The 11,814-nt window shown below is 60.4% G+C and carries 11 protein-coding genes; 2 read left to right on the top strand and 9 right to left on the bottom strand.

Annotated elements, in window-relative coordinates; translation table 11 throughout:
• Positions 1-10: 10 nt before the first annotated feature.
• Positions 11-1,195, bottom strand: a complete 1,185-nt coding sequence (locus DM08_RS03225; RefSeq protein ID WP_237560207.1) for a hypothetical protein — start codon at positions 1,193-1,195, stop codon at positions 11-13.
• Positions 1,167-1,604 (bottom strand): hypothetical protein, encoded by a 438-nt coding sequence (locus DM08_RS03220; protein ID WP_237560206.1) that lies wholly within the window; start codon positions 1,602-1,604, stop codon positions 1,167-1,169. The genes DM08_RS03225 and DM08_RS03220 overlap by 29 nt, the downstream gene beginning before the upstream one ends.
• A 305-nt stretch (positions 1,605-1,909) precedes the next feature.
• On the opposite strand from DM08_RS03220, the gene DM08_RS03215 reads away from it, so the two are divergent.
• A complete protein-coding gene (locus DM08_RS03215) occupies positions 1,910-2,404 on the top strand; it encodes a Dps family protein (RefSeq protein ID WP_035383186.1) in 495 nt (164 codons plus the stop codon).
• A 29-nt stretch (positions 2,405-2,433) separates the two neighbouring features.
• Here DM08_RS03215 and DM08_RS03210 read toward each other — a convergent pair whose 3' ends face one another.
• From DM08_RS03210 to DM08_RS03200, 3 genes are all read right to left on the bottom strand, one after another.
• Complete coding sequence (locus tag DM08_RS03210; RefSeq protein ID WP_035383185.1) at positions 2,434-4,707, bottom strand: nitric oxide reductase activation protein NorD; 2,274 nt, start codon at positions 4,705-4,707, stop codon at positions 2,434-2,436.
• A 32-nt stretch (positions 4,708-4,739) separates the two neighbouring features.
• Entirely contained in the window at positions 4,740-5,543 is an 804-nt protein-coding gene (locus DM08_RS03205; RefSeq protein ID WP_035383184.1) for a CbbQ/NirQ/NorQ/GpvN family protein, read from the bottom strand.
• A 183-nt stretch (positions 5,544-5,726) separates the two neighbouring features.
• Positions 5,727-7,139 carry a ribulose-bisphosphate carboxylase gene (locus DM08_RS03200; RefSeq protein WP_035383183.1) on the bottom strand — a complete coding sequence of 471 codons (1,413 nt, stop codon included), beginning with the start codon at positions 7,137-7,139 and terminating at the stop codon, positions 5,727-5,729.
• A gap of 126 nt (positions 7,140-7,265) precedes the next feature.
• Here DM08_RS03200 and DM08_RS03195 point away from each other — a divergent pair, with 126 nt between their 5' ends.
• Positions 7,266-8,183 carry a LysR substrate-binding domain-containing protein gene (locus DM08_RS03195; protein WP_035383182.1) on the top strand — a complete coding sequence of 306 codons (918 nt, stop codon included), beginning with the start codon at positions 7,266-7,268 and terminating at the stop codon, positions 8,181-8,183.
• Positions 8,184-8,187: 4 nt separating this feature from the next.
• Here the strand turns inward: DM08_RS03195 and dsbD are convergent, their stop codons facing one another.
• From dsbD to lptE, 4 genes are read right to left on the bottom strand one after another with little or no spacing between them, the layout of a single operon-like run.
• On the bottom strand, positions 8,188-9,978 hold the full coding sequence (dsbD, locus tag DM08_RS03190) for a protein-disulfide reductase DsbD (RefSeq protein WP_035383181.1): 1,791 nt from the start codon (positions 9,976-9,978) through the stop codon (positions 8,188-8,190).
• The gene (gene cutA / locus DM08_RS03185) at positions 9,975-10,295 is read right to left on the bottom strand and encodes a divalent-cation tolerance protein CutA (protein WP_035383405.1); all 321 of its coding nucleotides are present in this window, start codon (positions 10,293-10,295) and stop codon (positions 9,975-9,977) included. Before cutA ends, dsbD begins: the two co-directional genes overlap by 4 nt.
• Positions 10,296-10,317: 22 nt before the next feature.
• Entirely contained in the window at positions 10,318-11,322 is a 1,005-nt protein-coding gene (gene holA / locus DM08_RS03180; RefSeq protein WP_035383180.1) for a DNA polymerase III subunit delta, read from the bottom strand.
• The gene (gene lptE, locus DM08_RS03175; protein WP_035383179.1) at positions 11,319-11,813 is read right to left on the bottom strand and encodes an LPS-assembly lipoprotein LptE; all 495 of its coding nucleotides are present in this window, start codon (positions 11,811-11,813) and stop codon (positions 11,319-11,321) included. The genes holA and lptE overlap by 4 nt, the downstream gene beginning before the upstream one ends.
• Between the last annotated feature and the right edge of the window lies 1 nt (position 11,814).

The raw sequence follows: 11,814 nt of genomic DNA, 5'->3' as shown, positions 1-11,814 counted from the left end.
TGCTCTCCTCCTAGAACCGCCACGCGGCTTGCAGCAGCAGCATGTTCCACGGGGTCGCCAGTGCGGCAGGAGGGTTGTCGAGCTTCGATAGCCAGGCTGCCCCGCTGACACGGTGCCATTCGGCGAACAGCGACCAGTCCTTGCTGGGGTCGAAACGCAATCCCAAGGTCCAGTCGCGGGCATAGCGCTGCGCTGCGGGCATCCCGGTCGCGGCAGCAAACTGCAGACCGTTACGGTCACGGCTGTTCAGATACAGCATGTCGAAGCGGGCCAGGGCCTGCCACTGCTGCACGAAGCGCCATTGAGTCTGGAAGTAAGCGGCCTCGATCGTAGTGCCCATGTCCAGAATAGGAGCAAATGGCACGTTGAATCCATTGCGGATCTGGTGAGTGAGCGCGTATTCGACCGTGTGAGTCCACTCTTCACTGTTACGCTCCAGCGACAATACACCCGTGTTCAGGGTGATGTGGCCCGCATGCAGAAAATCCCCCACGCCCGGCTGGTACTGCATCTTCATGTTGCTCATCGTCAGGCCGGTGCGCCAGCGCCCGCCATCGAAGTCATAGATCGCCTGACCGAGTATAGAGGGCAGGCCATTGAAGTGTCCGGGTTGCTGGTCGACCATGAGGATGGTCAGATTGCGGTCATTGATCTCCGGACGGATGATGCTGACTTGCCAATGCAGGCCTCCGCTGGTCATCTCGCCGTCCCCGTACACGGCCATGCCCGGGGCGGCTAGGAAAGAACTGCGCAGTTGGTCGTAATAGATGGACTGTGGCGGTATCACGCCGGGACGGGTGTGTGCCACATCGCGAGTGGTGTTGTAGAAACCGAAGGGGATCTTGATCTTGCCGACCCGTACTCCTACCCGCTGCCCTTCGAATTCGAGCAAGGTGTGATCGACGAAGGCGTAGTCGACACGTACGTTCCCGTTGTCGCTGGCCCCCGCGAGGCGGGACAGTAATTGGCCTGATACCAGCCAGTCCGCATCCGGGCGCCAGGACAGGTTGCCGCCGATTTCGTGTAGATCTGTGCCGACTTTGCCCGGCTGGTTACCGCCGACTTGGTTGTGGTTGGTCCAGGCGGCTGACTGACTGACAAAGCCGTGGACCTGTATGTTCTCAGGGAGCCCCTCGGCCAGAGCGCTGGCTGAGACTAACAAGGTGCTAATGTACAGGGACAATGCGTACCGCATCGGAGTTACTCGCTTTCTTGACATAGCCGATCGCGCCCGGTGTCGCGGACACTTGGCTGATCATCTGTTCTTCGGAAGTCAACTCAGTTGGCGCTTGACCGGTACCGGAATACACCTGCCGATCCCAGGATTGCCGTAACTGGTAGGGGAAAACATCTAAGACCTCCCTGCACAATGCCTTGTGCAGGGGATGCGCATCGGGTAATACGAACACTTTCAATGGCGTACCATCCGGCCATTTGTTCTGCCGCATGCCGAACATGGCGCGAGCCATGCTTACGGTCAGTGTGGCCGTGCTTACTTCCCGGTGAACGATCACTTCAGCGGTATCTGCGGCGAGCGGACTCAGGGCGAGAACGATGCCGTAGATCAGTTGGAGCGGTCTATTTCGCGTGATTTGCCTGGGCAAATGTACTCTCCTCGATTCCAAAGGGACTCCCATCATGTCGCTTCCCCTGCCCCGGCAGCTAACTGAGTGCGCGGGATGCACATGTCGACCCGAGTGCCAACATCCCCTATTAGTGTGGGTTTTTTACCCCATCTTCTATAGTGGGGTAAGTAGAGCGCATTACTGGGGGGCCGTCAAGCGTTCGTTCAGTGTGTGGCGTTGCGAGTTTGTTTGGTCGTGCTAGGATACGGCACGGGGGCTGCTGCTCGGCGGTCGCTCAAGATTGGCTGTAGCGAGCATCCCCGGTCTTTCTCATGGAGGGCATCATGGCAAGCAAAAAGATCAACTTGGCTCATATCGATATCGGGCTTTCCGACAAACAGCGTGCCGAGATCGCCGACGGCTTGAAGCATTTGCTGGCGGATACGTACACGCTTTACCTGAAGACTCACAACTACCACTGGAACGTGACCGGACCGATGTTCCAAACTTTGCATCTGTTGTTCATGGATATGTACAACGAGCAATGGCTGGCGGTCGATCTGCTGGCCGAGCGTATTCGTGCGCTAGGTTTTCCTGCACCGGGTACGTATCGCGAGTTTGCTGCGCTGACTCGTATTGCCGACAGCGAGGGTGCACCCAACGCCAAGGAAATGATCCGCCAGCTTATCGCCGGACAGGAGACCGTGGTGCGCACGGCCCGTGCCATGTTCCCGGTGGTGGATAAGGCAAACGATCAGCCGACCGCCGACATCCTCACCCAGCGGATGCAGATCCACGAAAAGAATGCGTGGATGCTGCGCAGCCTGTTGGAAGAGTGATCCGGATCAGCCCGCAGACGCGGGCTGATTCATTTGGTCAGCGAGATGAATAGCTGAGGCAGCTGTTCCGGCAAGCGGGCAACATTATCGATCACCGTGTACTGCTTGCCGAAGATGTCTGCCACATACTCGTCAGCCTTGGGGTCGAGGTTGATGCAGTAACTATAGATTCCATCCTGATCCAACTCCTTCACTGCCTGACGCGCGTCGGCGATCAGCAAATTGTCGTCCTTGGTATCCACGTCGGACGGCTGACCGTCGGTGAGGATCAGCAGCAGCTTCTTGTCCGCCTGTTGCGTTTTCAGATAGTGACCGGCGTGGCGTACCGCCGCACCCATGCGGGTGGAGTAGCCTGCCTGCATCGCCGCCAGGCGCGATTTGACCTCATCACCCCAAGGCTCCTTGAAGCCCTTCAGATGGTAGTAACGCACATCGTGGCGGGTGTTGGAGTGGAAACCGCCGATAGCGAACGAATCACCAACCTGCTGCACCGACCAGGCCAGCAAGGAAACGGCCTCCTGACTGAGTTCGAGGATGGTCTGGTTGCTGCCAGCGGCCTTCTCGCCTAGCGACTGCGACAGGTCAAGCAGCAAGGTGATGGCGAAACTGCGGCCATCGGTGCGATGCGACATGTTGATGCGCGGGTCGGGCGAACTGCCGCTCTTGTAGTCGATCAAGGAGCGGATGGCGACATCCAGATCGAGCTCCGAGCCTTCCTCCTGATAGCGGATGCGAACCTTATCCTGTGGCTTGAGCAACTCCAGCATCGCTTTCAGGCGCTTGGTCAGTTTGGCATGCTTGGTCAGCAGAGCGTCGATCATCGCCGGATTGCCGCGCGGATGCAGCGCTTCATACACGCTCACCCAGTCCGGACGATAGTTCTGTGCGTTGTAATCCCACTCGTCGTAGTGACGGGGAGGCAGCGCGTGCAACTCCGCTTCCGTGCTCTGGCGCTTGTCGAGATGCTCGAACATCTCGTCTTCGTCGCTCTCTTCGATGTAGATCCACAAGTGACGGTTATCGTCGCGGTAGTCCACCTCGGTATTGTCGAAATACATTTGGGCCGACAGGTCGCGCTGGCCGCGTGTGCGCGCGATGAACGCCAGGGCGATCGAAGCCATCGCTGCGCTGGTCGATGCGCCTGTCGCCATCAATTCATGGAAGCGTCTGACGAACTCACGGACATGCTCGTTCTGGTAGGCGTAGTCCGGATCGAGAATGGCGCGCGACAGCATGGCGAGCCGCAACCGGAACACCGAGATGCCCTGTTCTTCGAGCTGAAGGTCTTCCTCTCGGGGAACAGGGTGCAGTGCCAAGAACAACTTGCGCAGACCCGGATATTTCTGGCAGGCCAGATATTCCACGCGGGAGTCTTCGAATACCTCGACGCTGGCGCGCTGGAACGGGCTCCAGTTGTCCACGATCATCTGTTGCGACCAGCGACGATGCGCGGCCATGTGAGCCAACGCAGCGCGGTAACGGTCTATGCCCGACACGCCATTGAGATCGTCATAGACATCGGGCAAGCGGATGCCGTCGTCGGTGTAATAAGGCATAGCCTTGCGCAGGCTGGCGAAGGCGACGGAATACGGGATGAGGTAGTCGCTGTCGTTCCAAAGTGCGCGGATGTAGGCATCCAGTTTGCGCTCGTTGTCCACCAGCAAGGTGCCATGCCGCTCGCGTTGCATCACCGCAATGGCATCGGCGGATTCCAGGCGGAAATACTCCTCCTGTCGCTCAGGATGATTGTTGTAGTACTTGATGCCGTACTCGATCCAGTTCTGGAATCCCTGCAAGGACAGGACGCTCAACAGCTTGGGCGATTGTTTGAGCAGGTCGGGCAACCCGGGACTGGCGAAGGTCGTGTGGTGACCGTGGATCGAGCCAGAGGTGCGATCCATCATGTCGCGGACGATCTCGATGTAGCGGCGGAACATCTTGTCGTCGTGCAAACGGCGTGCGATGGCCCCGCTGGTTTGCAGGAACGGCACGATCGCCTTGAAGTTGGTATGCGTGGACATGTACTCGGAGAATTCGCGCAGAGTGATCAGCGCATGCTCCCCGACGATGCTGGCTACGCTGGGCGCCTCTTCCAGATAGACCAGCAATGGTTCCGCGCCACGCCCCATCTTGCCGATGATGCGGGCATTCTCGATATAGGCTGCTAGGCCCGCTTTCGACAGCAGCGCCTGGGCTTCCTTGATGCACTCGTCAAAGACGGCATTGACCTGGGAGAACCGGCAACCCAGTTGCTCCCAATACCTAGCCGCCTCTTCGGTTCTTTCCGCCACCACATCCGTCATCACTTCACCTCCTGCCGGTTTCCGTTCTGATCTCAGGCGAACGAAGCATCGATCGCGTGATCGAGCGTGTCGCGGATGTCGGCATCGTCGGTGATCGGACGCACCAGCGCCATGCGGCAAGCCGCCTTGGCATCCACGCCATTCCGGATCAACGTGGCCGCATAGACCAGCAAACGGGTCGAGATGCCTTCATCCAGGCCATGTCCCTTGAGGTTGCGCGCGGCTTGGCCGATTTGCACCAGCTTGTCGCACACCGCCGCATCCAGCCCGGTTTCCTTGGCCAGGATCGCCGATTCGAGCGCGGCATCGGGGTAATCGAACTCGAATGCGGTGAAGCGCTGTTTGGTGGATTGCTTCAGATCCTTCATCAGGTTCTGGTAGCCGGGGTTGTAAGAGATGACCAACTGGAAGTCAGGGTGGGCTTCGATCAGCTCGCCCTTTTTGTCCAGCGGCAGGGTGCGGCGGTGGTCGGTCAGCGGGTGGATCACCACGGTGGTGTCCTGACGCGCTTCCACCACTTCGTCCAGATAACAGATCGCACCGATGCGCGCTGCCGTGGTCAGCGGGCCGTCCAGCCAGCGGGTGCCGTTGGCATCCAACAGATAGCGCCCGACCAGGTCGGAAGCGGTCATGTCTTCGTTACACGCCACCGTGATCAGTGGCTTGTTGAGCTTCCAGGCCATGTATTCAATGAAGCGCGATTTGCCGCAGCCGGTCGGGCCTTTCACCATCACCGGCAGACGGGCGGCGTAAGCGGCCTCGTACAGTTTCACTTCATCGCCCTGGGCCTGATAGAACGGTTCCTTGCCCACAGTGTATTGGTTCTTGTTTGTCATCGCTAACTCCTGAGTCTCCCACATCAAGTGATGTGCATTGATAGAGCAAGGCAACGCGGGTCGATGCCGCGCTTGTCCTGCTCAAGCCCCGCACCGGCAACGGTGAGGGCTGGAATCTTGGGAAAAAAACGCCCCCATCGTGTGGGGGCGCATTTTCGTTGCTTCGATATTACCGGGCTACGCTTACTTGTGTACGCCCAGCTTTTCGCGCCAGCCTGCGAAGTACTTGTCGGCATCCTTGGGGAAGGACTCGAAAGCACGGGCGAATTCCTTGTGGGTCTTCGCGTATTCGATCGGGTCGGTACCGCTCTTCCAGCACTCGTAAGCCTGGCCGAGGGAGATACCACCGGCTGCCGGGCTGTCGATGTGGCCGAAGGAGCCGCCGCCGCAGGTGTTGATCACGTTGCCGTGGCCCAGGTTCTGGAAGAAGCCTGGCAGACGCAGCGCGTTCATGCCGCCGGAGATGATCGGTGCTGTCGGCTTCATGCCGTACCACTTCTGGTAGAAGTAAGGCCCTTGGCACTCATCGCGTTCCAGCATGTAAGCCAGCACGGTTTCCTTGGCGTGGCCTTCCATCTTGCCGTAGCCCATGGTGCCGGTATGGATACCGGAAGCGCCCATCAGACGGGAGAGCTTCATGTAGCACAGCGGATCCATACCCATCGGCGACTTGTAGGAAGTCACAGCGCCGTGGCCTGCGCGGTGGAAGTGCAGGAAGGTGTCCGGGAACGCGCGGCGGGCGGTGGTCACACCTGCTGGGCCGGTCACGAAGCCGTCAACCAGGAAGGCAACGTGCTTCTCGGAGCCGATCTTGGCAAACTCGCCGAGGATGTACTCACCGCGCTTGATCATTTCGCCGTGGAAGTCAGCAGTCACGTTAGCCGAGAACAGTTTGGCTTGGCCGGTTTCCTGTTGCGCCTTATCCATTGCTTGAACGACCTTGGGAATCACCACTTCCATCGGGCAGAACACTTGGTTGGCTTGCGGTTCATCGTTCTTGATGAAGTCGCCGCCCAGCCAGAAGTCGTAACATGCCTTGGCGAACGGATCCGGACGCAGGCCCAGCTTAGGCTTGATGATGGTGCCGGCGATGTAGCCGCCATCCACTTCGGGACGGCCCAGCACGCGCCACAAGTCGGCGATGCCAGCGCTCGGGCCATCGAACTTCTTGACCATGCACTCGGGCACCAGGAAGTCCAGCATACGCAGACCAACGTGGTCGCCCATGCCTTGGTTGTTACCCAGAATCAGGGACCACATGTGGGAAACGTTGTAGTAGCCATCGATCAGGTTAGGGTCGAACAGGTCGACGGGATAAGCGATCTTCATCAAACCGCCGCCCTTGACCGGGTCGTCGCCGAACGCAGTCTCGTCGATCTCATAGACCAGCGCGTCAACACCACGGGTGAAGTCGTCGGTGGTGGACACTTCCACATTGGTGCCGGTAGAGGATTCAGCTGCAACGTGAGCAGCCACTTCCAGGAAGCCATAACCCTTGGCGGGGATCAGCTTGTAGGCAACCAACAAGTGCTTGCCGCCAGCGATCAGGTCCGCTTCTTTCAGATTCAGGTTTGCGTAACGATTTGATTGATCCATTGTGTTCTCCTCTTGTCGTTGAATGTAACTACTACGCTGCGAACTTTACGGGTTTGCCATTATAAATAACAGTCAAATGTTTTTATTCGGACCATAAGATCTGCTTATGGTTTAGAATCCCGCACCATGCTGCCATTGAGTCTGCGACAACTTCAGGTTTTCGAAAGTGTAGCGCGCCATCTGAGTCACTCGCGCGCTGCTGCCGAACTGTATCTGTCACAGCCTGCCATTTCCATGCAGATCAAGCAGGTGGAGCAGATTAGCGGATTGGCCATGTTCGAGCAAGTCGGAAAGAAGCTGTTTCTTACCGAGGCTGGACGCGAGTTGTTGCACTACAGCCGCGCCATCATGCAGCAGATGCAGGAGTTGGAGTCCGTGCTGGGTGAGATGCGGGGTTTGGAGCGAGGCCATCTCAACATCGCTGTGGTGAGTACCGCCAATTATTTCATGCCACAACTTCTGGCCAAATTCATCCAGACCCACGCCAACATCCAGGTCAGCCTGCATGTCGCCAACCGCGATGCGGTGCTGCGCGAGCTCACCGACAATCTGGCCGATTTCGCCATCATGGGCTTGCCTGCGGAAGACGGGGAGATGGATGCACACCCGTTCATGGAGAACCCGCTGGTCATCATCGCTGCGCCCAACCACACCTTGGCTGGGCGCAGCCAGATCACACCCGGGGAGCTGGTCGGCGAGACCTTCTTGCTGCGCGAACAGGGCTCGGGTACGCGCCGGGTGATCGAGCGCTACTTCGCCAAGCACCGATTACCGTTGCCGCGCAGTATGGAGATGGATACCAACGAGGCGATCAAGCAAAGCGTGCAGGCGGGTATCGGTCTCGGCATCATTTCCCTGCATGCCATCGAGCTGGAGCTGGAGACCGCGCGCTTGCGGGTGCTCGATGTCCAGGGTTTTCCCATTCTGCGCAACTGGCACATCGTTCACCGCAAGAACAAGCGACTTTCGCTGGCGGCACAGGCTTTTGTGCAGTTCCTGCTGACCGAGGCCACCAGCCTCACCCCGCTGGCTACGCTGGCTTGAGTCCTTACAGGCCGACCGCCTGCAGCGAGCGCAGGAACAGCTCGGCATTCTGGAAGCCGGTCACACGGAAGTCGCTCAGCTCCTTGCCCTGCGTATCGAAGAACAAAGTCGCGGGTGGGCCGAACAAGCTGTAGCGCTTGAGCAGCGCCTTGTCGTCGTCATTGTTGGCCGTCACATCCGCCTGGAGCAACACCACATCCTTCAATTTGGCGCGAACCTGCGCGTCAGCAAAGGTGAAGCGCTCCATCTCTTTGCACGACACGCACCAGTCGGCGTAGAAATCCAGCATCACCCGTTTGCCATGCGCCTCGGCGATACTCGCATCGAGCTCGGCCAGTGACTTCACCCGTACGAACGGGAGATTCGCCGGAGCCTCGGCGGACGTGTGTCCCAGGGCAGCGAGCGGGCGGAAGATGTCGCGTGCGCCCGATAAAGCCCCGACCAGATAGGCCGCACCCAGCAGCAACATCAACACCCCCACGCCGCGCCACAGTTTACGCCAGCCGGAAGCGTTGGGTGGCAAGGCATCCAGCACCCGCAGGAACATGGCGGACAGGATCAGCAGCGCTGCCCATAAACCCATCTGCACCGAAACCGACAACAGCGGCGACACGATCCAGATCGCCAATGCCAACATCAGCACACCGAAGATGCGCTTGACCGACTCCATCCAGGCCCCGGCGCGCGGCAGCAAGGCTCCGGCGGAGGTGCCGATCAACAGCAGCGGCAAGCCCATGCCCAATGCCAGAGCAAACAGGGCCGAACCGCCCAGCAGCGCGTCGTGCGTCTTGCCAATGTAGAGCAACGCGCCCGCCATCGGCGCGGCGACGCACGGGCTCATGATGATGGCCGACAGCGCGCCCATGGCGAACACGCCGCCGAAATGCCCGCCGTGTAACTGGTTGCTGGTCTCGGTCAACCGGCTTTGCAGGGCGGAAGGCAGTTGCAACTCATAGAGGCCAAACATCGACAACGACAGGAGCACGAACAGCGCCGCGAAGCTGCCCAGCACCCAGGGCGTTTGCAGCGCGTTCGAGATCAGCTCGCCCGACAAGCCTGCCGCCACACCGGCAGCCGCGTAAGTGAGCGCCATGCCCAGCACGTAGGCCAGCGACAGAAAGAAGGCGTGGCGATGCGTGATCTTGTGGCCGTGGCCGACAATGATGCCGGACAGGATGGGCACCATCGGGAACACGCAGGGCGTGAAGGCCAGCAACAGTCCCGCGCCGAAGAAAACGGAGATCACCAGCCAGAAATCGCCTTGTTGCAGCACGTGGGCGATGCGGCCATCTTCGCTGGCGGGCTGGCTCGCCGCCGTTGCTGGGGCAGCGCACACATTGCGCGACAGATTCAGCGTGACCGTTTTGTTGATGGGCGGGTAGCACAGGCCATCTTCGCTGCAGCCCTGATAGGTTGCCGCCAGAGACAGGGGCTGCGCGGGGTCGGCACCTTCCAGTTCGAGCTTGGCCTGGAACGACTGATGATAGACCTCGATTTTGCCAAAGTTGGGGTCGTCCTTGGTCTCGCCGGGCGGCAACGTGATGCGGGCGAGCTTGCCGCTACCCCCCGCCAGTTCAAACGACACTTTGTTGCGATACAGATAATAGCCCGGTGTGACGCGGAAACCGGCAATCAGCGTGCGTTCGTCGCAGCTGCTGACTTCCAGTCCGAACGCCTGATCGGGGGGCAGGAAGGTGGCCGCCTTGCCGCCGCCGATGCGGTCGAACACGCCGGCCTGGGCGAAAGTCGCCGCACAGAGCAGACACAGGGATACGAAGAACTTGAATGGTTTCATGGTGTAGTCAGGTTGGTTTCTTGCGCGACCCAGGCCAGGTAAGCGGGCAGGCCTGCGACGACAGGGACCGCCACGATCTCGGGAAGTTCATAGGGATGCAACTCGCGTATCGTCTGCTCCACGCGCGGATAGGCGGCGGGCGTGGTTTTGATGAGCAGAGGAACCTCGTTTGCCTGTTCGACGGCACCGTTCCAGCGATAGACCGAACGGCATTCGGCCAGGATGTTGACGCAGGCGGCGGCACGGTCGGCGATGAGCGCAGCGGCCAGGCGTTCGGCGCTGGCGTGGTCCGGCAGATTGGTCAGGACGATCAGCATCTGTTCCACGCTATCTCCGCGCTCAGGTTTTGGCGAAGCGCAGACCCAGCTGCAGCAGCTCGTCCCAAACATCACCGGAGCGCAGGCCCTTGATGGTCTTGTCCAGCCGTGCCGCGTGGCGCAAGGCCACCTCGGCCTGTGGCAGACGGATGCGCCGCACGGCCTGGCCCACGGACTCTTGCCGATTGCCCCACACCCGCGCCTCCTTCATCAGATAACCCAGATTGTCGCCGCGCTGGATACCGCCCAGCAGCTTGACCAGCGTGCGTACCTCCTCGGTCAGCGCCCACAGGATCAGCACCGTCGCCGTACCTTCGGCGCGCAAGCCGTCCAGGATGCGCGCGTAACGCGCCGCGTTGCCGGACAGCATCGCCTCGGCCAGCTTGAACACGTCGTATCGCGCCACGTCCATCACGGCATCTTTGACTTGGTCGAAACTCAGCGCCCCCGCCGGGTAGAGCAGTGCCAACTTCTGGATCTCCTGCCAGGCCGCCAGCAGATTGCCTTCCACGCGGTCGGCCAGGAACTCCAGCGTCTCGCGCTCGGCGGATTGGCCGTGGCGCTGCAAGCGACCGGCGATCCAGGCGGGCAGTGCGCTGCGCGGGATGTCATCGGCGGCGATGGTCACGCCGTGCTGCTCCAGCGCGGCGAACCACTTGCTCTTCATGCCCGAGCCATCCAGTCGCGGCAAGGTGATGAGGGTCAGCACATCGGGCGTGAGCCGGGCGCAATGTTCCTGCAGCGCTTGCCCGCCCTCGGTGCCCGGCTTGCCGCTGGGGATGCGCAGGTCGATCACCTTGCGATCGGCGAACAGAGAGAGGCTTTGCGCGCTGTCGCGTAGTTCCGCCCAACGGAAGTCCTTGTCGGCAGTGAGCACGTCGCGTTCCGCATAGCCCGCTGCCCGTGCTGCAGCGCGGATGCTGTCTGCTGCCTCCAGCGCCAGCAGCTGTGCGTCGCCGTGGATCACGTACAGTGGTTTCAGCCCCGAAGCCAGGTGGCGCGGCAGACTGTCAGCGCTCAGCTTCATTCCTGCACGGGCGGTTTGGCGAACGACAGGCGACGGATGATCTGCTGCACCATGTCGCTGCGCATGTTCTCGTTCAGCATGACTTCTTCCTGCAGCTTGGCCAACACCTGGGTGTCATCCCAGGGGAAGTCGCGGTGCAGGGTGATCTCTTGCGCAGGCAGCCAGTCGTTTTGCTGCTGGTCGTACATGCGCAGCGAGACGTGGTAGAACAGCTGATACTCCAGCACCCGCCCGCCACCGCCCAAGGTGAGGATTCGCTTCTCGGGCAGCTCGCTGATGATCTGCAGCACCACTTGCGCCTCACCCGGCTTTTGGGTCAGCGCGATGCCATTACCCTCCAGACCGCCGCGCAACTCTTGCGCCAGTGGCGAATATTCATTCGCTACCTGCAAGTAGAGCGAGGTGAACGGCAGCTTGGCTTGTCCGCGCAGATGGAAGCCGCAGGCGGTGAGCAGCAGGGCGAACAGAGGTAACCACCAGCGCAGGCTCATC

Origin of the sequence: Ferriphaselus sp. R-1 (assembly GCF_000746095.1) — a bacterium.
Lineage (GTDB): Bacteria > Pseudomonadota > Gammaproteobacteria > Burkholderiales > Gallionellaceae > Ferriphaselus.
Note: the sequence above shows the minus strand (reverse complement) of the source record. Positions and strands in the feature narration are given on the sequence as shown.